This window comes from Gemmatimonadota bacterium (assembly GCA_016714015.1).
In the GTDB taxonomy this organism is placed as follows: domain Bacteria; phylum Gemmatimonadota; class Gemmatimonadetes; order Gemmatimonadales; family Gemmatimonadaceae; genus Pseudogemmatithrix.
Map to the genome: position 1 here is coordinate 346,674 of JADJNZ010000006.1, position 26,033 is coordinate 372,706.

At 70.5% G+C, this 26,033-nt stretch carries 10 protein-coding genes; 8 read left to right on the forward strand and 2 right to left on the reverse strand.

The window, feature by feature from the left end; all coding sequences use genetic code 11:
• The first annotated feature begins 136 nt into the window (after positions 1–136).
• The 3 genes from IPJ78_13855 to IPJ78_13865 all read left to right on the forward strand — a co-directional run bounded on the left by IPJ78_13855 (position 137) and on the right by IPJ78_13865 (position 18,438).
• The gene (locus tag IPJ78_13855; GenBank protein ID MBK7907629.1) at positions 137–5,452 is read left to right on the forward strand and encodes a hypothetical protein; all 5,316 of its coding nucleotides are present in this window, start codon (positions 137–139) and stop codon (positions 5,450–5,452) included.
• 3 nt (positions 5,453–5,455) lie between these two features.
• Positions 5,456–5,995, forward strand: a complete 540-nt coding sequence (locus IPJ78_13860; protein MBK7907630.1) for a hypothetical protein — start codon at positions 5,456–5,458, stop codon at positions 5,993–5,995.
• A gap of 185 nt (positions 5,996–6,180) precedes the next feature.
• Complete coding sequence (locus IPJ78_13865) at positions 6,181–18,438, forward strand: Ig-like domain-containing protein (protein ID MBK7907631.1); 12,258 nt, start codon at positions 6,181–6,183, stop codon at positions 18,436–18,438.
• Positions 18,439–18,441: 3 nt separating this feature from the next.
• Here the strand turns inward: IPJ78_13865 and IPJ78_13870 are convergent, their stop codons facing one another.
• The gene (locus IPJ78_13870; protein MBK7907632.1) at positions 18,442–19,281 is read right to left on the reverse strand and encodes a DUF72 domain-containing protein; all 840 of its coding nucleotides are present in this window, start codon (positions 19,279–19,281) and stop codon (positions 18,442–18,444) included.
• Positions 19,278–20,150: a formate/nitrite transporter family protein gene (locus tag IPJ78_13875; protein MBK7907633.1), complete on the reverse strand. Its 873-nt coding sequence runs from the start codon at positions 20,148–20,150 to the stop codon at positions 19,278–19,280. The genes IPJ78_13870 and IPJ78_13875 overlap by 4 nt, the downstream gene beginning before the upstream one ends.
• Before the next feature lie 102 nt (positions 20,151–20,252).
• Between IPJ78_13875 and IPJ78_13880 the strand changes: the two genes are divergently transcribed.
• The 5 genes from IPJ78_13880 (at position 20,253) to IPJ78_13900 (ending at position 26,033) form a co-directional block, all read left to right on the forward strand.
• Positions 20,253–21,605: an MFS transporter gene (locus IPJ78_13880; GenBank protein MBK7907634.1), complete on the forward strand. Its 1,353-nt coding sequence runs from the start codon at positions 20,253–20,255 to the stop codon at positions 21,603–21,605.
• A gap of 238 nt (positions 21,606–21,843) precedes the next feature.
• Positions 21,844–22,626: an SPFH domain-containing protein gene (locus IPJ78_13885; GenBank protein MBK7907635.1), complete on the forward strand. Its 783-nt coding sequence runs from the start codon at positions 21,844–21,846 to the stop codon at positions 22,624–22,626.
• A 10-nt stretch (positions 22,627–22,636) separates the two neighbouring features.
• Positions 22,637–22,825, forward strand: coding sequence for an Arc family DNA-binding protein (locus IPJ78_13890; GenBank protein MBK7907636.1), 189 nt, complete (start codon positions 22,637–22,639; stop codon positions 22,823–22,825).
• A 464-nt stretch (positions 22,826–23,289) separates the two neighbouring features.
• On the forward strand, positions 23,290–24,561 hold the full coding sequence (locus tag IPJ78_13895; protein ID MBK7907637.1) for an alpha/beta fold hydrolase: 1,272 nt from the start codon (positions 23,290–23,292) through the stop codon (positions 24,559–24,561).
• A gap of 38 nt (positions 24,562–24,599) precedes the next feature.
• Positions 24,600–26,033, forward strand: coding sequence for a beta-lactamase family protein (locus IPJ78_13900; GenBank protein MBK7907638.1), 1,434 nt, complete (start codon positions 24,600–24,602; stop codon positions 26,031–26,033).

Genomic DNA, 26,033 nt, shown 5'->3' on the forward strand with positions numbered 1-26,033 from the left:
GGCCGGGCGGGTGTGTGGCGGGTCACGGACGCGACACGCGTCGGCGACCCAGATTGCACGTATTGTAGCGCCGGAGCATCGTACGGGGCGGCTCGACGCGCGGCGCCGCCCCCCCGTCACCCGTCAGCCCGTTCCCATGTCCGCTCCCATGCACCGCCGCTCGGCAGCACTGGCCGCGCTCCTCGCCTTCTCGAGTCTCCTGAGTTGCGGCCGAGAGGTGACCGGTCCCGCCGGCGCGGGTCGCCTCGCCGAAGTGCAGCTGAATCCCGTCTTCAGCACGGTGCGGTTGGGTGGCACCGGCCGCACGATGAGCATCGGCGAGGTCGTCGACTTCGAGCGGGTCCGCATCGTGCTGGTGCGCAGCAACGGTGACACGGCGGTCGATCGCGTCATCGACTTCCCCCCCGACTCGACGAGCATCCGCCTCGCCGTGAGCGTCACGCTCGGGCAGGCGGCGACGAGCGAGGGTGAGCCGATGCAGGCCACCCTCAAGTACATCGATGCCAGCGGCGACACCGTCTTCACCGGCGGCCCCGCGCGGGTCCTCGCGCAGGCGACGAGCCGCCCCGCGCCGCCGCCCGAGATCCCGGTGACCTACACCGGCCGCGGCGCCGACGCCGCGTCGATCGAGATCTCGCCCATCGGCTTCACCGGGACGATCGGCCAGCAGGTGACGTTCACCGCGGTCGTGATCGACTCCAGCGACAACACCATGTCGCAGGTCCCCGTCGCATTCACGTCGACCGACTCAGCGATCGTACGCGTGGACCTCCGCACCGGCGTTGCCACCCTCTCCGGGGCGCGCGGCTCGGCGACGATCATCGCCCAGACCCTCACCGGACAGGCCGACTCGGCGCCGGTGACCATCACGCCCACCGCGAGCGCGATCCTCCTCCAGAGCGGTGGCGGCCAGTCGGTGCGGCAGGGCGATGCGTTCGCACTTCCCGTCCGTGTCCGTGTCAACGCGGTGGACGGTCAGCCGGTCGCCGGCGTGCCCGTCGCGTTCGCGGTCACGCGCGGCCAGGGCTCCGCCGCGCCGGCGGTCGACACGACCGACGCGTCCGGTCTCGCCGAGGCGACCTGGACCGCCGGTGACTCCGCCGGCGTCGGGAACCTGACGGCCACGGTCGTCGGCACGAGCATCAGCGTGACGACGTCGGGGACGCAGCTCTCCTCGGCGCCGACGGCGCTGACCCTCGAGACGACGCCGACGAACATCACCGCCGGTGACAGCCTGCCGCCGCTCGTGGTGGTGGTGCGCGATGCGACGGCGGACACCGTCGCGAACTTCAACGGAACGGTGACGCTCGACCTCACGGGTGGCACGGCGGGCGCACAGCTGATCGGCACCATCGTGCGGTCGGCGGTGAACGGTGTCGCGACCTTCCCCTTCCTCACGGTGGATCGGGCCGGGACCGCGTATCGGGTCCGCGCGACGGTCGCGAGCGTGCCGCCGGTGCTGAGCGCGGCGTTCAACGTTGCCGCAGCACCGCCGCGCTTCGTCACCGTGGTCGGGGGCGCGGGCCAGACGGCGCCGGCCTCCACCGCGCTCCCGGACTCGGTGCGGGTGCGCGTGACGAACGTCTTCGGCGAACCGATGGCGGGCATCTCCGTCGCCTGGGCGGTCGTGACCGGCGGCGGCAGCGTCGTGCCAGCGAACACCACGACCAACGCGGCGGGCGATGCCGCGACGCAGTGGACGATCGGGGCCGCGGGGGCACAGCAGGTCTCGGCCACGGTGAACGCCCTCACGCCGGCGCTCATCAACGCGTCGGTCTTCGTCGGGCAGGGTGAGCCCGCGCTCTTCGCGGGGGTGGAGGGGGTGTCGACGACGCTGCTCGGCAGGCGCAGCGTCCCCGTCTTCATCGTGCCGGCCGCGGGTGCGCCGGTCGTCGCATCGCTCACCATGCTCGACACCAGCATCGCGGCGTGGGACTCGACGTCCGTCACGTTCGCGGCGGGCGCGACCCTGCGGACACCGGTACTGACCGGCCGAGGGGTCGGTAGCACGCAGGCGATCATCACCTCGAGCGCCGGCAGCGACACCGTCAACGTGACGGTCGCGGCCGCCGAGGTGCGGATATCGGGGAACAACGTCGGCGGCTACGTCGCGGGCGACACGCTGCGCAAGACGATCCATCTCGGAGCGCCGGCCCCGGTCGGCGGAATCACCGCGATCGTCGTCTCGTCGGATCCCTCGGTGCTGCTCGTGGCCCCGTCGTCGGGTCGCGGCGCGCCGTCGGAACGCTGTGACAACTACTACTGCTCCGACGACCTCATGCCCGGCGCCGGTGCCACCGGGTCGATCCTGCTCGCGCCGCCGGCCGACACCGCGTTCGTGACGATCCCCGAAGGCGAGACGGCCGCGAACGTCACCGTCATCCCGGTGGGGCTAGGGACCGCGACGGTCAGCGTGTCGGCGCCGAACTTCGCGCCGTCGAACATCGAGCTCACCATCGAGGCACCGGACGTGACGCTGACCGGCAACCTCCTCTTCGGCCTGCCGCTCGCACCGGGCTTCCAGTCGTATCTCGACAGCTATCTCTCGCGCCCGATGACTCGAGAGCTCGCCTTCCGCTACGTCAGTCGCGACACCCTTGTGGCGCGCGTCGACACCTTGCGCGCCCTTGCGCCGCACAACACGTACCTCGGCCTCACGCCCGTTCGGGGCGTCGGGGTCGGGACCACCTGGATCGTCGTCGACGTCGCGGGCCTCGCGCAAGACTCCGTCCCGGTCACCGTGGTGCCGGGTGTCGCGTGGACCAGCGCCCGATCGATCTTCCTCAACGGGGGCGAGCACTACACCGCATCGGTGACCAACGCGGCCGACACGCTGGGTGGCTATCAGGCGTATCTCGAGCGGGTGACCCCGCTCGACCTCGTCGCCACGAGCAGCGACACTTCCGTGCTGCAGATCGAGCTCACGCGCCCCATCGCCGAGCGCGAGACCTACGGCGAAGTGCAGCTGCGCGGCCGCGCGGCCGGCACGGCCTGGCTGCGCGTCAGCGCGCCGGGGCTGGCGATGGACTCCATCCCCGTGACCGTATCGACGCCGGTGCTCTCGGTCTATGATGCGAACTGGCGCGTCGGAGCAGGCCAGGTCCATGAGACGGCGAATCTGACGTTCTCGGGGAGCGGAGCCGACGACGGTCTCACCCGACGCCAGATCGAGGTGACGTCCAGCGACACGTCGATCGTCACCGTCCTCGACCCGGTCCTCGACGCGCTGTCCGGCTACTACTTCCCGTCGCCGCGCCTCGTCGGTCGCGCCCCGGGTGTCGTCACGCTCACCTTCGCGGGCGCGGCGTTCGACACCGTCAGCCAGGTCTTCACCGTCGTGCCCCCGCGCCTCCAGTTCGGCGGCGGCGTCGCGAGCGGGGGCACCTTCGATGCGGACAGCGCGGTCTTCGGCACGCTCGTCTACGAGACCGACGACGTCGGCACGATCCGTCCCGTGGCCGACACGGTGCGGATGATCCTCCGTTCGACCGACCCGAGCGTTCTGGAGGTCGTCGATTCGACGGTCGCGTTCAACCCCGGGGCGACGTTCAACTTCGCCGGACAGCTGCGGCTGATCGGCCCCGGCACCGCACGCGTCGTGATCGAGGCGCCCGGACACCTCCCGGACACCTCCGGCCTCTTCACGCTCCGTCCGTTTCGGCTCGTGGCGAGCGTCGGATCGATCACGGTCGGTCGCGGACTCCAGTCGGCGTTCGGCTACTTCCGTCGTTCGTTGCCCGGTACTCCGCTGCCGGTGACGATCAGCGCGCAAGGACCTGCCGGCGTCACCGTGGGCGCGGTGAACGACACCTTCCCGGCGAACATCCTCTTCCGCTCCGTGATCGTCTCGGCCGGCGCGACCCTCGGGACCGACACCGTCACCGTCGCCGCCGCCGGCCATGCATCGACGACGGTCCTGGTCGTGGTGCAGCCTTCGCGCGCCCGACCGGCGGTCGTCTCGAGCGGGCTCGTCGGGGACGAGGCCGAGGTCGGGGCACTGCTCGACCGCATCGGCGGGTTCAACTCGATGGCCCCGTCCGACACGGCGACCCTGCTGCTCGCCGCCGCTGACACGTCGCTCGTGGCGGTGCTCGCCGACACCATCCGGCTCGCACCCGACGGCAACGGCAGCGCGTTCCAGCGCGCGCTGATCCGGTTCCGTCGCCCGGGTCGGGGCTGGCTGCGGATCACCGACCCGTCGGGCCTCTTCGCGAGCGACTCCATCGCGATCGACGCATACCCGCGCAGCCTGAGCACCGGCCAGACGACGGTCGATCTCGGGATGCGCCAGCGTACCCAGGCGGGAGAACTCTATGTGTATCGGCCGTTCAACGACCCCGACTCGCTCTGGGTGCGCTTCTCGAGCTCCGCGCCGGGCGTCGCGCAGACGGTCGAGGATTCGGTGGTCATCGAGCCCGGGTCCAACTATGCGTACTTCCGGGTCACGTCGGGTGACAGCGTCGGCGGCACGCAGATCATCGCCTCGGCGATCGGCTATCTGGACCTGCTCATCGATGTCGGCGTCTCGCGCGGCGCGATCTCCAGCTACGTGAGCGATGTCACCGACGGACGGTCACGCACCGCGACCGCATACGTCACGAGTGCGCGCGACTACACCTCGCGCGAGACGCTCGAACCGGTCCCGCTCATCGTCCGGAGCCGCGACACGACGATGTTCACCATCGGCGCCGATTCCAGCGTCACGCTCCAGATCGGGGAGAGCGGCGTGTACGACGTGCTCGGGCCGATCACCGGGGCGCGCGTGGGATCCGGCACGATCTCCATCGAGGACGCGCGGACCACCGATTTCCGGCAGTACCTGCCCGGCTACGTCGATGTGCAGGTGCGGCCGGCGCGACTCCTGCTCAACCTGCACTCGCTCGCCGCGTCGACGAACCTGACCAGCACCGAGGTGTACGTCGACGTTGGATTCGGTGATCTCGTTCCGCGATACATCCAGGTCCGCTCGGTCGGAGGACGCTTCCGTCTGGAGGATGACAGCCTCGAGGTGCCCGCGTTCAGCTCGTCGCGGGACATCAGCATCACGGGGCTCACCCCCGGGATCGACACGCTCGTCGTCTCGGCGCCGGGCTTCGCCCCCGACACCGCGCTCGTCACCATCACCGACGGCATCCTCCGTCTCTCGTCGCTGCCGGTCACGATGGCGAACGGCGATTCGACGCTCGTCTCGATGGACCTGACCACGATCCGTGGCTACGGCGGCACCGTCGCGGACGCGCCGATCACGATCAGCTTCACGACGAGCGCGAACATGCAGATATCGCCGGAGCTGGGAGCGGGGCCGATCTCGACACTCGAACTCCCGATCGGGACCGGGCTGATCCGGTTCTGGGTGCGGGCGACCGGCTCGGGCATCGGGGACCTCACGGTGAGCGCACCGGGGTTCACGGCCGCGCGCGCGCGATTCATCATCAACACGTCGGGGAACTGACGCATGCTCCACTGCAACGCGATGTTCCGGATCGGCTCGACCGCCGTGCTGCTCGCGCTCGGCGTCCCACTCCGTGCGCAGACCGCGGGCGCAGCCCAAGGCGCACCGAATCCCGCGAACTCCCGGGCGGAGACGGGCGTGAACGTCAGCGCGCGCGCGCCGGATCGCGTCACGGGCACGGGACCGGGCGGCGCCACGCTGCGCTGTCGCGACGGCTCCTACCTCGTCGGGCCGACTGACGATGGCGCCTGCGCCGCGAAGGGCGGGCTCCTCGTCCGGTTCCCGTTGCGCCGTGTCCCCGAGCGCACCGTGCGTCCGGCGGCCGCTGCGGTGCCCGAACCGCCGACGCGCGCGCAGGACGCGGTTCCGCCGGATGCCGTCATGGAGAATCGGGCCCGGGTGGTGATCCCCGCCGAGCCACCGCCGGCCAACGCGACGTTCCAGTGCCGCGACGGCACCTACGTCGTCGCCGACACGAGTCGGGCGCGGTGTGGCGCGCGCGGCGGCGTGCGGCTCGCCTTCCCGGCGAAGCCGCGGGGCTGAGCGCGGGACTGACCCCGCGGCGGACCGAGTACGCGCGGAGAACGAGCCCCCACCGTGGGGGGATGGCGATCTGTCGCGCCGCCCGGTGACCTCGGTCACCGGGCGGCGCGTTGCGTCGTTCCTTACCGGCACAAATCTCGCGGAATACATTAGAGCGCTTGCTCCCACCCCAGCCCGAAACGGCCGTGATCCGCTCCCGTCGCCACGTCGCAATCCTCGCCGGCATCCTCGGCCTCTGCCTCCTCTCCTGCGGCCGCGAGGTCACGGGGCCGGAGAACGGGATCGGCTACGGACGGAACCGCATCGCCGCGCTCGCGCTCGAGCCGTCGTTCCCGGTGATCCCCGGCGCGGACGCGATCAGCGATGTCGTGCCGTTCTCGCGCGTGCGGATCACGCTGCGCCGCATCGACGGCACGGTGACGAAGGACACCACGATCGACTTCCCGGCCGGCGCGGACTCCGTCGCCCTCGCGATCGACGTCCCGCTGCCGGTCACGGCGCCGGACTCCGGGCTCTCGCTCGGCCTCGTGCTCTCGTACATCAACGCGGCGGGTGACACGGTCTTCCGCGGCGGACCGCTCGCCGTGACGGCGCGCCCCTCGGGCGGCGCAGGGTCGACGCAGACGGTGTCGATCCCGGTGAGCTGGGTGCCCCCGGGCGGCATCGTGCCCGCGACCGTGACCCTCACTCCCGCGACCGGCTCGGTCGTCTCCGGCACGACCACGCAGTTCACGGCCGTCGTGCGGGACGCCCAAGGCAATGCGATGACGGGGACGCCGGTGCTGTTCTTCAGTCCCGATACCACGCGCGCGGTGATCACCGGTGCCGGCACCGGGCTCGTCACCTGGCGCGCGGTGCGCGGGAACGCGCTCATCGTCGCGACCACGCCCAACCTCGTCGCCGACACCTCGACCTTCTCGGTCGCGCTGCCCGCGACGCGCCTGCTCCCGGTGAGCGGTGCCGCTCAGTCGGCGACGATCAACACGCTCCTCGGCGCGCCCGTCGTCCTGCGCGTCACGGCGGCGGACTCGGTGCCGGTGGCCGGCGTGCCTGTCACGTTCGCGGTGACCACCGGTGCGGGCACGCTGCTCGCGAGCGCCGACACGTCGGACGCGAGCGGCCTCGTGCAGTTCTCCTGGACGCTCGGCGCGCTGGTCGGCACGCAGTCGGTGACGGCGACGCTCTCGACGAACAATGCGACGCTCGCGACGACGGCGACGGGCACCGCGCCGGCGCCGACGCAGCTCGCCTTCACCTCGTCGCCGGGCACGGGCACCGCCGGCGCGACGCTCGCCCCGGTGACCGTGGAGGTGCGTGACGCGGGTGGCGTGCGCACGCCGCTCTTCACCGGCCCGGTCACGATCGCGCTCAACGGCGCCGGCGGGGCGCCGCTGTTCGGCACCCTGACCGTCAACGCCGTCGGCGGCATCGCGACCTTCTCGGACCTCAGCATCCAGCAAGCCGGCGCGGGGATGACGTTCGACGCCACGAGCCCGGGCCTCGCGACCGCGACGAGCGCCGAGCTCGCCGTCAGCGCGGCGGCGGCCGCGGAGATCGCCCTCGTGTCCGGCGATGCGCAGGCCGCCACGGTGAGCACCGCGCTCCCGACGCCCTTCGTCGTGCGGGTGACCGACGCCTTCACCAATCCCGTCGAAGGGGTCACCGTCTCGTGGGCCATCCTCTCGGGTGGCGGCGCCCTGAGCGTTCCGACGAGCGTCACGGATGTGAGCGGCCTCGCGAACGTCACGTTGACGCTGCCGAGCGTGGCGGGCGCGGTGACGGTGACCGCGACGGCGACCGGGCTCACGGGCTCTCCGCTGGCCTTCGCGGCGAGCGCGCTCCCGGGCGCGGCGTCGCAGCTGGCGTTCACCGGCTCCACGAGCACCGGCACTGCCGGTGCGGCGCTCACACCCGGCTGGACGGTCGAGGCGCGTGATGGCGCGGGCAACCTCGTGACCAGCTTCACCGGTCCGGTCACGGTCGCGCTCACGAACGGTCCCGTGGCGGCGACGCTCGGCGGCACCACGACGGTGAACGCCGTCGGCGGTGTCGCGAACTTCGCGAACCTCACGGTCGACCTCGTCGCGCCGAGCTGGATCCTCTCGGCGACGTCGGTCGGGCTGACGAGTGCGTCCAGCGCCGCGTTCTCCATCACGCCGGCCGCCGCGGCGACGCTCACGCTCGCTTCGGGTGGCGGACAGACGGCGGCGGTCGCGACACCGGTCGCGCAGCCGTTCGTCGTCAGCGTGACCGACGCGTTCACGAATCCCGTCGCCGGCGTCACGGTGAACTGGGCGATCTCGGTCGGCGGTGGCGCGCTCAGCGTCCCGTCGTCGGTCACTGACGCCGCGGGTCTCGCGAGCACGTCGTACACGACGGGCACGGCGCCGGGCACCGCAGTCGTGACGGGCACCGTCGCGGGCCTCGTCGGCTCGCCCGCGTCCTTCGCGACCACCGTGACCACCGGCGTGGCGGCGCAGCTGGTGTTCACGCAGCAGACGTCGACCGGCACCTCCGGGGTCGCCCTCACGCCCGGCTGGACGATCGAAGCGCACGACGCGCTCGGGAACCTCAACACGACCTTCAGCGGCGGGATCACGGTCACCCTCGGCGGCGGCAATCCGCTGGCGGTCCTCGGCGGCGTGACGACGGTGAATGCGGTGGGCGGCATCGCCACCTTCACCGGCCTCACGGTCGATCTCGCGGCCGCCGGCTACACGCTCTCAGCCGCGGCCACCGGACTCAGCGGCGCGACGAGCGAGATCTTCGATATCGAGGCAGGCGCCGCGGCCGCGATCACCGGCGTGGCCGGCACCGGGCAGACCGGCGCGACCCTCTCGGTGCTCGCCGACTCGCTCGCGTTCCGCGTCACCGACGCCCTGGGCAATCCGGTGGCCGGCGTGAACGTGTCAACCAACGTCTCCGTCGGCGGCGGCACCGTCTCGCCGGTGAGCGGCAATACCGACGCGACGGGCGTGTTCCGCACCCAGTGGACGCTCGGGACCGCCGTGGGGAGCGTCGCGGTGAACGCCTTCGTGACCGCCACGCCGGCGATCACGACCGTCATCTCCGCCACCGCCACGCCGGGCGCACCGGCGGCGCTCGTCCTCGTCGGGACGATCGGCCAGCAGACGGCCGGCGTGAACCTCCCCGACGTGCTCTTCGAGATCCACGACGCAGCGGGCAACATCGTGACGTCGTACAACGGCCCGGTCTTCGGTCGCATCAGCACGAGCCCGCAGGGCCCGGCGCCGGACTCGGTGACCGTCACGGCCGTCGCGGGCATCGCGACCTTCACCGGCGTCAACCTCTCGGCGGCGGGCGATTACGTCCTGCGCGCCAACCTCCCGAGCGGCGCGGAAGGGTTCACGAACCTCTTCGCCGTGCTCGCGGGTCCGGCGGCGTTCGTCGAACCGGCTCTCCCGGGATCCGGGGACGGCCAGTCGGCGATCGTGGGCACGCCGCTCGCGCTCCCGTTGCGCGCGCTCGTGACGGACACCGAGGCGAACGGGATCCCGGGCATCGGCGTGACCTACACGACGGTGCGCGGCGTGGATACGCTCGGCGTATCGGCGTTCGCGACTGACAGCGTGGGCATCGCGAGCTTCACGCCGATCATGCCGGCGACCGTCGGCCCGGTCCAGGTCATTGTCACGTCCGTGGGCCTGACGGGCTCGGGCTTCAGCTTCACCGCGACCGCGACCGCCGACGCCGCCGTGCGCCTCGCGATCGCGCAGCAGCCGGGTGCGACCACGTCCAACGCGGCGATCCCGCCCGTGACCGTCTTCGCACAGGACGAGCTCGGGAACCTCGTCGCGGGCTTCACCGGGACGATCGACGTGGTCGTCGACAGCGGTCCGGCGCTCGGGTGGTCGTTGGGCGGCACGCAGGCGATCGCGGCGATCAGCGGCAGCGCGACCTTCGGCGACCTCACGCTCGACCGCGCGGGCCAGTACCGGCTGCGGTTCCGCGCGGCGGGGCTCGACAGCGCCATCACCGCGCCGTTCCTCGTCGATGCGGGTCCGATCGGCCAACTGGTCGCCGTGGGCGGTGACGCGCAGAGCGGTCCGGCGACCCAGCCGCTCGCCGACTCGCTCGCCGTGCGCGTCGCCGATGCCTTCGGCAATCCGATCGCCGGCGTGACCGTGACCTGGAACATCATCAGCGGCGGCGGTGCGCTTGCGCCTGCAACGAGTGTGAGCGGAGTGGACGGCATCGCCCGGGCGAGCTGGACGCTCGGGTCGAGCATCGGGGGGCAGGACGCAGAGGCGAGCGCGTCGGGCTTCACCGTGCCCTTCACGGCGACGGCGACGGTGACCGACGCCAATATCGTCTGGACGGGCGCCGTCAACAGCAACTGGAGCGTTGGGGGGAACTGGAGCGGCGGCGTGGTACCGACGGGGAGCGACTCCGTGCGCATCGGGAACGTCGGCAGCTTCCCGGCGCTCGATGTCGCCGGCACCGTCGGCCGGTTGCGCCTCGAGGCCGGCGCGACGCTGCAACTCGATACCTTCCCGCTCTTCGTCGTCGGCTCGCTCGACATCGATCCCGCCGCCACGGTGCTGAGCGACTCGATCGGCGCATTCACCCTGATCGGCGTGACGGGCACGGTCCGCGGCGCCATGCCGCGGCTCTACGTCTCCTCGGGCGCATACGCGGTGAACGGGAACCTCGCCGTCGGCGGCGACGTCGCCGTCAACGGGGGAACGCTCGATATCGGCGTGCACACCGCCACCATCGGCGGACTGCTCGCCACGGCAGGGACGGGACGGATCGCCATGACCTCGAGCGGTGCGCTCACCGTGCAGGGCGACGCCGTCTTCGCCGGCGGCTCGACCGCCGGCCTGCTCACCGCCGGCACGCTCACCGTGCGTGGTGACTTCACGCAGGCCGGCGGCGACCCGGCGGCGTTCAGCCCGGGTGTGGGCCATACGCTCATCCTGGATGGGACGAGCCGCCAGGTGCTCACGCTCGCCAACCCCGACCTGACCCCTTCGACGACCTGCACCACCTCCTGCATCGGCGTGCTCAACGCGCCGCGCGGCGCGGGCGCGGGCGCGCTCGAGCTCGCGAGCGACGTGAAGGCGATCGGCGGGATGCAGGTCACCGGCGACTCGCTCGTCGCCCCGTCACGTCGACTGCTCATCACGGGGACCCCGGTCCTCACGGCGGATGTCGTCATCGCCGGGCATGTCGGCTGGCAGACGGCGCTCACGCGCAGCGCGAACTTCCAGGTGGACACGCTCGTGGCGTGGGGCAGCGGCGCGCCGCTCATCATCTCCGAGGTGATCCCGACGGTCGTCGTCGGTCAGCACACGATCACCGGTCCCCATCCGGCGACGATCCTCGTCGACGGACCGACCGCCACGCTCGACGTGGTCGGCGCGGCCGCGGTCGGCACCGGCGCGGGCATCGCCCTCCGGACGCGCGGCAATGGACGCGTGTTCATGCTCGAGGCCACCGACACGCTCGCCCTCAACGGCGGCGCGGACTTCGGCGGGCTCACGGTCCCGGGCACGATGACGAACGGCGTGCTCGAGGTGTCAGGGGACCTGATCCAGACCGGCGCGGGACGCACGCTGTTCGCCGAGGGCGGCCACCTCACCCGGCTGCAGGGCACGAACCCCGTGCTCGCGTTCGGCGACACGGCCCTGAGCCAGCTCAACGCGCTGTCGCTGGAGGCGACCAGCGCGGTCTCGTTCACCACCGGTGCGCGCGTCGCGGACGACGTCACGATCGGCGCGTCGGTCTCGGTCGTCGGCAGCGGCGCCGGGACGATCCGACTCGGCGGGAGCCTCTTCGACGCGACCGGCAATCGCTGGCAGGTGCTGCACACGCAGTTCGACGGGCTCGATCCGCTGGTGCCCTCGCAGATCCTCGGCGATGTGCGCTTCATGCAGAACATCACGCTGGACCAGCCGCTGACGATCAGCGGCGTGACCGAGGTCGTCGCCGGCACGCTCGACATCGGCGGCCGGACCTTCACGGCGAACGGTGACCTCGTGTTCAACGGCACCGGTCGCCTGCGCATGGCGAACGCGCTCGACAGCGTGTTCGTGTTCGGCAACGCGCTGTTCGCCGGCGCGCCGACGGTGGGGCAGCTGACGGCCGGCGTCCTCGAACTCCACGGCGCCCTCACGCAGTCCACGACCGTCGACGCCTTCGCCGCGAGCGGTTCGCACCAGACCTGGTTCCGCGGCACCATCGCACAGAGCGTGAACTTCGCCGACCCGGGCGTCGGCGCGGGGACGTCGCACTTCGCCGCCGTCGGGCTCGGACAGGATGGCGTCGGCGTCGCCGTGCAGCTCAACTCCGACGCGGTCGCGGCCGGGATGCTCCTCACCGAACCGGCGTCCTCGCTCCGGTTCAGTTCGCCGACCGGGCAGGCCTTCACGTCGCAGGGCGCGACGGTGAACGGCCTGACGTTCGACAACGTGCGGTGGGTGCTCGTCGACGGCGGGCCGGTGACCGCGATCGACAACGTGACGTTCGTCAACACCAGCAGCACCGTCGCCGCATTCGACGTGCAGCGTTCGAGCGGCACGGTCACCGTCACCTCGCCGACCTTCTCCGCCACGCCGACGACCGGTGTCTATCTGCGCGCCGAGGACCCGGATGGCGTGACGGGTGGCGCGCTCGTCGTGAATGTGACGAACGCGACGCCGGCCACGCATGGCGGCTTCGTCCTCGAGGTGCCGCCGGCGACGATCACCGGCTGGACGGTCGGCGGGTTCGAATGGACCGGCGCGACGAGCGGCGATTGGGCGCTCGCCGCGAACTGGGCACAGAACGCGGTGCCGGGCGCGAGCGACTCGGTGTACATCCCGCCGACCGGGGTGACCAACTCGCCGATCATCACGGCGCCGACGACCATCCGCGCGCTGGTGAACGATCACGTCTCCGCGATCGCCGTGAACGGCGTGACCTTCGGGGTGCGCGAGCGCGTGGTGGTCGGCGCGGGCAGCCCGGGCGTGGCCTGCGCCAGCGGCTTCCTCGACGTCGGCACCGGCGTCGCCGATGCATTCATCCGTGGCGCGTTCGACTGTCAGGTGCGTGCCGTCGCGACGAACACCGTGACACTCGACGGCCCGGTGAGCATCGCGCTCGGCGGGCTCACCGCGCAGGGATCGGCGCGCGTCGTGGTGAACGGTCAGGCGCTCACGGTCGACGGTGACCTCGACCTCCTCGATGCCTCCCGGATCACCATGAACTCGGCGGCGGATTCCGTCACCGTCATCAACGCCCACTTCTTCGGCGGACCGAGCACCGGGCAGCTCACCGCCGGTGTGCTGCGGGTACGGGGTGAACTGCTCGCCGGACTGAATCCGGAAGCGTTCGAGGCCGGCGGCTCGCACACCACGCGGTTCATCCCGGGCGTCGGGGACACGGTGAACGTCGGCACGTCGAATGGACCGGTGCGGTTCGCTTCGCTCGACGTCGGGCGTCCCATCCGGCTCGACGGTGAGAGTGTCGTGGCGAACGATGCGCTCGTGACGTACGGTGCCGCGATCGTCGGTGCCACCGGTCGTCTCGTGCTCAACGGCGATCTCATCGGTACGACCAGCACCCTCATCGCGCCGCGCGCCGTGCGCATCGTCGGCGTGCTCGCGGACACGGGAACGTTCCGTCCCGACACCACCATCTTCGCGGGCTCGGGCCAGATCATGCCGTTCCGCGTCGGTGCGCTCGCGGTGCCGCAGTACCAGGTGGTCCAGATCTTCGGCGACGTGACCGCGGGTCTCACCGGTGGTATCGACTCGGTGGGCACCGATCTCCTCGTCGCGGGAGGCATCTTCCGCGTCGACGATGCCGGCACGCCGGCGGACCTCCGCATCGGGCGCGACCTCCGCGTGACCGGCGGCGGGCAGCTCTTCAGCCAGGGCCAGACACACCAGTTCATCGTGTACCGTCACGCGCTCTTCGATGGTGCCGACGCGACCAATACGCTCGTCACCGGGGGCATGAGCGTCCGCGGCGACTTCGCGCAGCTGTCGACGTCGTCGACGACGAGCTTCGTGCCGGCGCCGACCTTCACCGTCTCGCTCGACAGCATCGGCACGGTGTCCTTCGCCACGCCCGGGACGTCGCGCTTCGGACGGCTCGCGTTCTCGAGTGGCGGGAGTCAGCACACCCTGCTGACCGACGTCGAGGTCGCCGGCGAGGCCGCCTTCAATGCCGATGGCGGCGCGACCGTGCAGTCCGATGTCCTCGGGACGGGGGGCACGCGCCAACTGGCCGTGAACGGCACCGCGCAGAACGGGACGATGACGTTCCGCAACGTGCGACTGCGCCTGCACGGGACCGCGCCGGCCCTGTTCTCGCAGACGCTCACCTTCAGCGACTTCGATCCGACCGTCGTGCAGTTCGAGATCGCCCGAGCGGGTGGAACGGTCGAGATCTACGACCCGGTCTTCACGACCACACCGACGGGTGCCGGCCGGTTCATCCACGCCATCGACAGCGATATCCCGAACGCGGACAACCTGACGGTCGTGATCAATGGCGCGGCCACCCCGCAGTTCCACAACGGTCGCGCGGAAGCGGTGCTCCCCGCGAGCCTCGTCGGATGGCCGGACGTCGCGATCTTCCGTTGGACCGGCAACAACACCACGAGCGACTGGAACGCGCCGAGCAACTGGCTGAGCGGCGTCGTCCCCACGGCTACCGACAGCGTCTTCATCCCCGGCGCGCTCCTCTACAACCCCGTCATCCCCGACGGCACCACCCTGCGCGCCCTCGTCTCGGCGCGCACCGAGGCGCCGATCTCGGCGGCCGGCACGCTCATCATCACCGAGCGCCTCGTCGTCCCGACGCAATCGGGCATCAGCTGCGTCGTGCAGCTCGTCTTCACCAACGCCTCGACCCCGATGAACGCCTCGGGCCTCCTCGGGTGCGTCACCCGCATCCTCGACGGCACGCTCACCGCCTCTGACACGCTGATCGTCGGTGGCGTCGGCGACCTCCAGGTCGAGGGCACCTCGATCCTCGACGCCGGCGCCGACTTCGTGAGCGTCTCCGGGTTCTTCTCCACGCTCGGCGGCGGCACGCTCCGCATGCAGGACGATTCCGCGCATGTGAGCCTGCAGCAGGGCGCGAGCTTCGGTGGCGGTTCGACGGCGGGCCTGTTGACGGCCGGTCTGCTCGAGATCGGTGGCAACTTCACCCAGACCGGCGACGCCGAGTCGTTCGCCGCGTCCGGCACGCATGTGACGGAGTTCTTCGGCAACGTGCTCCAGCAAGCGGGATTCTCGGTCCCTGGCTTCGGCCCGGGCACTTCGCACTTCCATCACCTCGCGCTCGGTCAGACCGAAGGCGGCGTCTCCGTCCAGGCCAACTCCGACATCTTCGCGACGGGACAGCTGCGCTCCGGCACTGGGGCCGTCCGTACCTTCACCGGCGCGGCCGTCGCGGCCGTCCATACCGCCGGCGCCAACATCGTCGATGCCACCTTCGACGGCGTCCGGTGGGAGCTGCTCGACGGTCAGCCGGTGGACGCCATCTCCGGCATCGTCTTCACGAACCAGGATCCCGCCGCGAGCCAGTTCCGTATCGAGCGCGCCGGGGGGACGGTCGCAGCCGATGGACTCATCTTCACCGGACCGCCGAGCACCGGCCTCTACTTGGAGGCCTTCGACTCGGACGCCGCAGCGAACGGACTCCTCGTCGTCGCACTCACCAACACGGTGCCCGGCGGTCACTTCGGCTTCCTCTCCGAGCTGAACGGCGCGACCGTCACCGGGTGGCCGGCGGCGGCGCCGTTCGTCTGGACCGGGAACGCGGATAGCGACTGGAACAACACCGCCAACTGGCTGGATGGCGTGGTGCCATCGGCCACGGACTCGGTCACGATCCAGGCGATCGCGACGAACGGACCGGACATCGTCTCGCCGACGACGCTGCGCGCGCTCGTCAACGAGTCGGCCGTCGCGGCCGTGACACTCGCGGCGGTGCCGCTCACGATCACCGAGCGGCTCGTGACGCTCTACGGCGGCCCCGGCATCAACTGCAGCGGGACCCCGGCGCTGATCATGGCGCCGACGACGGCGGCGACGGTCGCCGGTCGCGTGGCGTGCGATGTCGTGATCAGCGGCAGCGGGACCACCACGCTCTCCGACTCGCTGCTCGCCGACGTGCAGTTGCGCATCGAGGGCACCGGCCAGCTCGACGTGGCCGGGCGCTATCTCCGCGTGCTCGACAGTCTCATCACGGAGAACAGCGGCACGTTGGTCATGACGACCCCCGGCGGGTTGGTCGAGGCGAGCGGCGACGCGCACTTCCGCGGCGGCGCCACCACGGGCCTGCTCACCGATGGCGTGCTGCTCCTGCGGCGCAACCTCATCCAGACCGGCGCGACCAACGCCTTCAACGCCTCGGGCGACCACATCACCCGCTTCACGACCGAGGGCGTGCAGACGGTCTCGTTCCTGAATCCGGGGACCGACGGCGCGGCCTCGCACTTCGCGCACATGGAGATCGCGCAGGCGCCTTCCTCACGCGTCGACCTCCTCTCCGACATCAGCATCGTCGGACAGCTCCGCGACCAGATGGCCTCGATCGCGCAGCTGCGCGGTGATGCCGTCCGCCGCATCGTCAGCGCGAACGGGACGAACCTCACGGGGATCAGGCTCGATCGCGTCCTGCTCTCCCTCACGGACGGCGCCCCGGTCGATGCGATGAGCGACGTCGTCTTCGACTCGCTCGGCGTCTTCTCCGACCAGTTCGTCGTCTCGCGGAGCGGCGGCACTGTCCCGCTGGTGAACCCCGTCTTCGTCGAGCTGCCGCAGGACGGCTACCAGCTCATGACGATCACCGACGTCGCGCCGCTCGACAATGACACGCTGCGGATCGTGGTCACCAACCCCACGCCGGGCGGAACTTCGGGACTGGTGACGCTCGTCGGCGGGGCGCAGTTGCTCGGGTGGCCGGTGACGGGGGGCGAAGTATGGACCGGGGCAGGAGGCAACTCGCTCTGGAGCAATGCCGCCAACTGGAGCCTCGGGCGCATCCCCATCGCGACGGACAGCGTGGTCATCAACGGCGCGGCCACGGTCGATCTGAACGAGACCGCGACGGTGTCCTGGCTCGCGATGGGGCTCTCGGGAGGCACCCCGACGCTGAACCTCAACAGCGGCGCGACGCTGCAGGTGGACTCCGCGGCGTTCAGCGGGCCCGGCAGCACGGTGTATCTCGGCGCCGGTGCGCTCCTCACCGGTGATGGGGGCGTGAGCGTCGGTGGTCAGCTGACCTGGGACGGCGGCACGATGAGCGGCACCGGGGCGACGGTGCTTGCGGCGGGCGGGACCGCGAATATCGGCACCTCGCAGACGGCCGTGCTCGATGCGCGGCCCTTCGCGGTCGGAGGCACGGCACTCATCGGATCGAGCGGCATGATCGGCGTCGGCGCGCCGGACCTCTCGGTGCTGTCGACCGGCGTGCTCGAGTTCCAGGGCGCCACCACGCTCTTCGCCGGGGCGGGAGGTGCCGACAGCATCCGGATCACCAACACCGGCGTGCTGCGGAAGTCCTCGTCACCCGCCACCGTGCGCATCGATTGGCCGATCGTGAACACCGGCACGATCGACGTGCAGATCGGGACGCTCGACCTCCGCAATCGGCTCTCGCACCTCTCCGGCGGATCGATCGCCATCGCCCCAGGGGCGACGCTCCTCGACCTCGGCACCATCAGCGCGTCCGCGGGATCGACCGTGACGATCGGGAATGGGGCACTGCTGCACCTGCAGGGCGGTGGCGTGAATGCCAACCCGGGCAATCACGACTTCGCGGCCGGCTCGAGCATCTCGGGCCAAGGCACCGTTCGCACCATCAACGCCGACACGGTGACGATCGCGGGAACCGTGAACATCGACTCGCTGCTCACGGGCAGTGGCCGCATCGAGTTGAACAGCGCTGACACCGTGAACATCGGCGGTGGTGCGTATCAGGGGGGCGGGTTCTTCTCGGGGTCTGCCGTCGTGGCGATCAGCGGTACTTTCACCATCGCCGCGGGCAATCCCAACGGCACGGGGACGCTGTTCATCCGACCGGGCGGCCTGCTCGAGGTCACCGGTGGCGGTATCCGCGGATGGGATATCGACGTCGCGGGCACCTGGCGCTGGGGTGAGACCAACCTCTCGCTGCTGGAGGATCCGGCAAACCCCGGGAACTACCCGCAGGTCAACATCCGTACCGGTGGCCTGTTCGATATCGTGCACGCCGCCACCCCATTCACGATGACGGGGACCAACTCGGTCATCACGAACAACGGCACCGTCCGGAAGTCGACCGGGAGCGCCAACAGCACGCTGACGATGCTCGACATCCTCAACTTCACCGGCTTCGTCATCGACTCCCCCGGCAACCTCACCATCACCAACCCTTGCTCCCAGAACGGTCCGTTGAGCGGCAGCGGCACCGGATCGGTCATCGGCGGCTGCATCAACTAGTCCTCAGAACAACCCCAACTGCTCCGCCAACTGGGCCGGGTCCTTCGGGACCTGGCCCAGTTTCGCTTGCAGCCACCGGATGTTCGCCGGGCTGTGCCCGCTGAAGTGGTTGTTCACGTACCCGTACACCTTCACCGACTTCGCCAGCGTCGGCAGGATCGCCGCCCACGACTCCAGTTCCGCCGTGCGATCCACCAGCACGCGCGAATAGTCGGTGATGCTCCGGTCCGGACCCATCCACCGCACGTAGGCATGCCCCGCCGTCGGGCGCTCGGCGAGCTTGAGCATCCAGTGCCGCGGGATCCACCGCGCATCGACCAGCGCGAGCGCGACGTTCCGCTGCGTGAGCAACGTGTGCGTCTCCTCGTTGATCCAGCCCTTCTGCCGGAACTCGATCGCGAAGGCGATGTCCGGCGGCAGCGTGAAGAGGAACTCCTCGAGCGCGTCGCGCTCCGACGGCGCGAGATCGGGACCGCACTGGATCAGCACCGGCCCGAGCTTGGGCCCCAGCTCGCGCGCCACGTCGTAGAACCGGTGCGCGACCTCCTGCGCGCCGACGAAGCGCAGCTCGTGCGTGATCTCCTGGGGCATCTTGAGCGCGAAGGTGAAGCCCGGCGGCGTCCGCTCGGCCCAGCTACGCACCGTCTTCGCGGCCGGCACGGCGTAGAACGTCGAGTCGACCTCGACCGTGTCGAACGCGCGGGCGTAGACGCCGAGGTAGTCGGCGGCGCGCGTGCGCTCGGGGTAGAACCCGCCCACCCAGGCCGGGTAGTTCCAGCCCTGCGCGCCGAGTCGGATGCGTGGTGGCGCGGCCGTCGCCGCCGGGTCGCCGGCCGCACTCATGCCGCGCGCCCCCGACGATAGATGAGGTGGTAGACCGCCGCGACGAGCACCGCCCCGCCGACGATGTTCCCGAGGATCACCGGCACCAGACTGCCCACGAGTCGCGACAGGCCGATCCCTGCCCCTTCGAGCGATGGGTCGAGCACCGGCAACAGCATCCCCATCGGTATCAGGTAGAGGTTGGCGATGCTGTGCTCGAACCCCGCCGCGACGAAGACGGTGATCGGGAGGATGATCGCCGCCACCTTGTCGAGCACACTCCGACCGGCGAACGCCATCCAGACGGCGAGGCAGACCAGCGCGTTGCAGAGCACGCCGCTGAAGAACGCCGTCGTCCACGGGAGCGCGGTCTTGGCCGCCGCGATCCGGAGGTATGCCGCCGCGACGGCCCCGTCACCCAACGCCGGGTGCCCGGAGAGGGCGACGAGCACGGCCAGCGAGACGGCGCCGATCGCGTTCCCGGTGAGCACGACCGCCCAGTTGCGGAGCACCTCGCCGGTGGAGAGCCGACCGTCGGCCCAGGCCATGACGAGGAGGTTGTTGCCCGTGAAGAGTTCGGCACCGGCCACGACGACCAGGATGAGTCCGAGCGAGAACACCGCGCCGCCGAGGAGGCGCTTCGCCGCGAATCCGAGCGTCGCGTCCGCCTGCACCAGCGTGAAGGCGAGTGCCCCGAAGCCGATGAACGCTCCGGCGAGCACGGCGAGCAGGAGCATCCGCGGGAGCGGGAGTCGTGCCTTGACGACACCGACGCGTTCGATGCGCTCGCTGATCTCCTGCGGCGAGAACGCGTCGAAACCATACAGCGGCGGTGCGGCCGCCGGTGGCGTGGCAGAGCTCGGTTGCCCGCGAATGAGCGGATCGGACATGCTGCAATATTGCGCCGGACGCCCCCGAGGCGCATTCTCCCCCGCGTCCGGGTGCCCCTCGGACCCGGACCCGCCGCGGTCCGTCCCCCCTGCCCCACCGCGATGTCCGGGAAGAAGAGCCTGCTCAACAACCTCGGCCTGCACACGCCGCAGCTCCGCGCGTGGGCCATGTACGACTGGGGGATCTCCGCCTACCAGACCGTCATCATGGCGGCGGTCTTCCCCATCTTCTTCAACCAGTACGCCGCGGCGGACCTCTCCCCCGTCGAGAAGACGCAGTGGTTCAGCTTCGCGCAGACCATCGGCGCGGTGCTGATCGCCATCCTCGCCCCCATCCTCGGCGCCGTCGCCGACTACAAGGCCGCGAAGAAGAAGTTCCTCGGCTGGTTCATGATCCTCGGCGTGGGATCGACCTCGGCGATGTTCCTCATCGGCCAAGGTCAGGTGCTGTTCGCCTGCATCCTGCTCGTCATCTCGCTCGCGGGCGCGACGGGGAGCACCGCCTTCTATGAAGCGCTCCTCCCGCACATCGCGACCGAGGAGGAGATGGACCGCGTCTCGACGGCGGGCTATGCGCTCGGCTACGTGGGCGGCGGTGTGCTCCTCGCGCTCAACCTCGTCATCATCCAGGCGCCCCAGCTCGTGGGGCTGCCGAGCGGACCGGGACTCACGCCGGAGCAGGCGAGCCTGCCGACGCGCATCAGCTTCGTGAGCGTCGGTGTCTGGTGGCTGCTCTTCTCCATCCCGGTGCTGCGGAAGGTGCCCGAGCCGCCGCGCGCGATCGAGGCCGACGAGCGCGCCGACGCGAACCCGTTCGCCGTCGCCTTCTCCCGGCTCGGCGAGACGCTGCGCGAGCTGCGCGGCTACAAGCAGGCGTTCCTGATGATGGTCGCGTTCACCATCTACAACGACGGCATCCAGACGATCATCAAGATGGCGGCGCAGTGGGGCGACCGGAACGGGATCGCGCGCAGCGACCTCATCACCGCGATCCTCATGGTGCAGTTCATCGGCATCCCCTGCGCCTTCGCGTTCGGCTACCTCGCGAAGTTCATCGGCGCGAAGCGCGGCGTGCTCATCGGCATCGCGGTGTACGGCGGCATTTGCGTCTACGCGTACTTCATGGACTCGACGCGCGAGTTCTACATCCTCGCGATCGTGATCGGGCTCGTGCAGGGCGGCACGCAGGCGCTCAGCCGTTCGATGTTCGCGAACATGATCCCGCGTCACAAGAGCGGCGAGTTCTTCGGCTTCTTCTCCGTCTTCGAGAAGTTCGGCGGGATCGCGGGCCCGGCGCTCTTCGGCATCATGGCCGGCCTCGGGGGCGATTCCAACCTCGCGATCCTCAGCGTGATCATCTTCTTCGTCGTCGGGGGCGCGGTCCTGCTCTTCGTCGATCCGAAGGAGGGCGAGCGCGTGGCGCGCGAGGCGGACCGGGCGGTCACCACGCTCTGACCGGCGTTCCGCGGCACACCTGCAGAGCAGGCACCTAAGTCATTTAGTCACAATCGGTAACCGATACCCGCGGGTCAGACGACTCGCGGGTATTGACGTCTAGATACTAAAGTGATATCATGTTGATAACACCTCTACTGGAGATGTCCCCGTGTATCGCGAGAAGTCCTATCCGGCGTCAAACGGCCTCGTGGCCCTGCTCGTCCTCCTGACCGTCTGCCTCGGTGGCCTGGCCGTGATGGTGATGGAGTTCCAGGCACAGCGTCACGTCATGGGCCTGCTGGCCATGCTCGTCGTCGTGGCCGCGTCCGTCGGCTTCGGCGGCCTCTTCATCGTGAACCCGAACGAGGCGAAGGCGCTCGTGCTCTTCGGCTCGTACAAGGGCACCGTGAAGCAGGACGGCTTCTGGTTCGCCAACCCGTTCCTCACCAAGAAGGCCATCTCGCTCCGCGTGCGGAACTTCGAGACGACCAAGCTCAAGGTGAACGACAACCACTCCAACCCGATCGAGATCGGCGCGATCGTGGTCTGGAAGGTGGTCGAGACGGCGGAGGCGCTGTTCGAGGTCGATGACTACATGCGGTACGTCGCGGTGCAGTCGGAGTCCGCGCTCCGCGCGACGGCGACGCAGTATCCGTACGACTCGCACACCGCGGGGGAGCTCTCCCTCTCGACGCACACCATCGAGGTCTCGCAGGCGCTCGAGAAGGCGCTGCACGAGCGGCTCATCAAGGCGGGCGTCGAGGTGATCGAGGCGCGCATCTCGCACCTGGCCTACTCACCCGAGATCGCGGCGGCAATGCTCCAGCGGCAGCAGGCGAGCGCGATCATCGCGGCGCGGCAGAAGATCGTCGAGGGCGCGGTGGGCATGGTGGAGATGGCGCTCGACATGCTGAGCCAGCGCTCGATCGTCTCGCTCGACGAGGAGCGCAAGGCGTCGATGGTGTCCAACCTGCTCGTGGTGCTCTGCTCGGAGCGCTCGACGCAGCCCGTGGTGAACACCGGCTCGCTCTACACCTGAGGCGCCGGCCGTGGCGGAACGGAAGCCCTTCCTGCTGCGCGTCGATCGCGAGCTGCTGGACGCCGTCCAGCGGTGGGCGAACGACGACCTGCGCAGCCTGAACGGGCAGATCGAGTTCCTGCTGCGGGATGCATTGAAGCGCGCGGGGCGTGCGCCGAAGGGCGACGCCCCCGCGCCCGTCCCGAACGACCCGGAGTGACCCATGATCCCCATCGTCCCACGGAAGCCGAACGCCGCCATCGTGGTCGCCCTCGCGGGACTCGGCCTCGCCTTCGGCATCGTCACCTTCATCCGCTCGCAGAACACCCGGAACTGACACCATGCCTCTCTCCCTGCTCGTGCGGCGCGTGGGACTGCCGCTGCTCGCGGCGAGCGTCGCCGCGCTCCTGACCGCGGTCGTCGCGCGCGCGCAGGCCGCGCCGCGCCAGGCGGTCTATCTCGTCCTCAAGGGCGATGACACCCTCGTGTTCGAGCGCGTGCGGCGCACGGCATCGAGCGTGCGCGCCATCATCGCCTCGCCCAATGCGCCGTCGGTCGAGCTCGAGTACACGCTCGCGGCGGACCACTCGATGCCGAGCACGTCATTGATCGTGCGGGGCGCGAACGCGGCGCCGGACGCCGCGCCGCTCCAGACCGGGAACCGCCAGGTTCGCGCGCGACAGCGTGTTCCTGGACCTTCGCGCCGGCGCACAGTCACGCGAACTCAAGTTCGCGACGCGTCCCGGTGCGCTGCCCATCACCAACAACGACTTCGTCATCTACGAGCAGTTCGCCCGCATCGCCATGGCGCGCGGGGTCCGCACGCTCACCCTCCCCGTCTTCGCGATGTCCGGCGGGGTCACCATCGACGCCACCTTCGAGCGGCTCGGCGCCGACAGCGCGCGCTTCACCGTCGCGGGCAACGTGACCCTGGCGACGCTCGACGCCGACGGCAACGTCACCGGCGGCGCCCTCCCCGCGCAGGGCCTGCGGATCGTGGTCCTGTCCGGCCCCGCCGCCGACGCGGTGCGACTCGGCAAGCCGGACTACTCCGCGCCCGCCGGCGCGCCGTACACGGCGACCGACGTCACCGTGCGCACGCCGGCCGGACATGCACTCAGCGGCACGCTCACCATGCCCACCGGCGCGAGCGGTCGCGTGCCGGCGGTCGTGACGATCACCGGCTCCGGTGCACAGGATCGCGACGAGTACATCCCGCTCGCCGGCGGCCTCCGGATCTTCCGGCAGGTCGCCGACACGCTCTCGCGACGCGGCATCGCCGTCCTCCGCCTCGACGACCGCGGCGTCGGCGGATCGGGGGGAGACATCAACGGCACCAGCGCCGACTTCGCCGACGACATCCGTGCCGGCATCGCCTTCCTCCGCGCGCGCACCGACATCGACCCGGCCCGCATCGCGCTCGTCGGGCACTCCGAGGGCGGGATGATCGCGCCGATGATCGCGCGAACCGACCCGCAGCTCGCCGCGATCGTGCTCATGGCCGGCCCAGCCTACACCGGACGCGCGATCATCGACTACCAGATCCGCAACGGGATCGAGGGCGACCCCGCCATCGCCCCCGCGGCCCGCGATTCGGCGATCAAGGCCGCGCACGCCGGCTTCGACTCGACCTCGGCCAAGCAGCCGTGGATGCGCTTCTTCCTCGCCTACGATCCCATCCCGACCGCGAAGGCGGTGAAGCAGCCGGTCCTGATCGTGCAGGGCGCGACGGACCAGCAGGTGCGCGCCGAGGAGGCGTCGCTCCTCGAGCGGGCCTTCGCGTCCGGCGGCAACCGCCGGGTCACCGTGAAGGTCCTCCCCGAGCGCAACCATCTCTTCCTGCGCGACGCGAGCGGTCACCCGTCCGGCTATGCGAGGCTGACGCAGAACAAGGTCGACGGCGAGGTGCTCGGCACCGTCGCCGACTGGCTCGCGACGACACTTCAGGCACGCTGAGCCGTATGTTGGGGGACCACCCACTGGAGCCGTCCTCGATGCCCGTGTCCGCTCGCCGTCCTGCCGTGCGCCTGCGCCCTCTCTCGCTGCTCGGGGCGGCATCGATGCTGCTCGCCGCGCTCGCGTCCGACTCCGCCGCGGCGCAGGCCCCGACCGCGACGCCCGCCTGGGCTGCCGCACTCGACTCCGCGGTGACGGCCGAGATGGCCCGCACGCGGACCCCGGGTGCGCAGGTCGCGGTGGTGGTCGACGGACGACTCGCGTACACGCGCGGCTATGGCGTGGCGGACATCGAGACGGGACGTGCGGTCACCGATCGTACGCTCTTCCGCGTGGGCTCGGTGACGAAGATGATCTCCGCCGCGACGCTCAACCAGCTCGTGGCGGCCGGCAAGCTCGACCTCCAGGCGCCCATCTCCACCTACGTGACCGAACTCGCGGGCAAGCGCGTCGGCACCGTGACCACGCAGCAGTTGCTGACGCACAGCGCCGGTTGGCTCGACAACGCCGTCGCGTACGGTCGCATGGGTGAGGGCGCGCTCGGCGAGGTGATGCGGGAGGTGAGCGACACGCTGTTCTTCACCACGCCGGGCACGGTCATCTCGTACTCGAACCCCGGCTACTCGATGGCGGGCTACGTCGCTGAGCGCGCCGGTGGTCAGCGGTTCGCCGCACTCACGGACCTGCACGTGCTCAGGAAGCTGGGGATGCCGCACGCGACCTTCCGCCCGCTGGAGGCGTTGACGCGGGACTTCTCGCAGGGACATGTCGGCGGGCCGAACCTGCCCGGGGTGGTCGTGCGTCCCTTCACCGAGAACACGGCCCAGTGGGCGGCCGGGTTCCTCTTCGCGAGTGCCGGCGACCTCTCGCGCTTCACCATCGCGATGATGGATGGCGGCATGCTCGATGGACAGCGCGTGCTCGACGCGGGCACGGTGACGCGGATGACGACGGGCCACATGCCGATGCCGGGGCGCGCGAACGCGCGCTACGGGCATGGCCTGATGATCGATGTGCGGGACGGGACGCGCATCTGGCAGCACGGCGGTGCGATCAACGGCTTCGATGCCCAGGTCACGATGTTCCCGGACCGGAAGGTCGCGGTGATCGTGCTCGACAACCGGGGTGGCGCACCGATGCAGGGACTCGTCGACCTGGTCGCCAGGCGCACGATGGGCATCACCCCGCCGGTGGAGCCGAAGCTTCCCGAGGATCGCGTGGGGACGCCCGCCGAGCGCGCGCTCGTGGCGGGGACCTACGCGATGGGATCGACGAAGGTGCAGATCGTGGAGGAGAACGGCGCGCTCGTCTTCATCCAGGGCGACAAGGCCGCAGTGAAGCTCGTCGGCGAGGACCGGATCGCGGTGATCGACCCCGATGGGACGCGCACCCTCCTCTGGCTGGTGCGCGGCGCGCGTGGTCGCGTCGACTTTCTGCACATGTCGCTCCGCTCGCTCGCGCGACAGCCATAG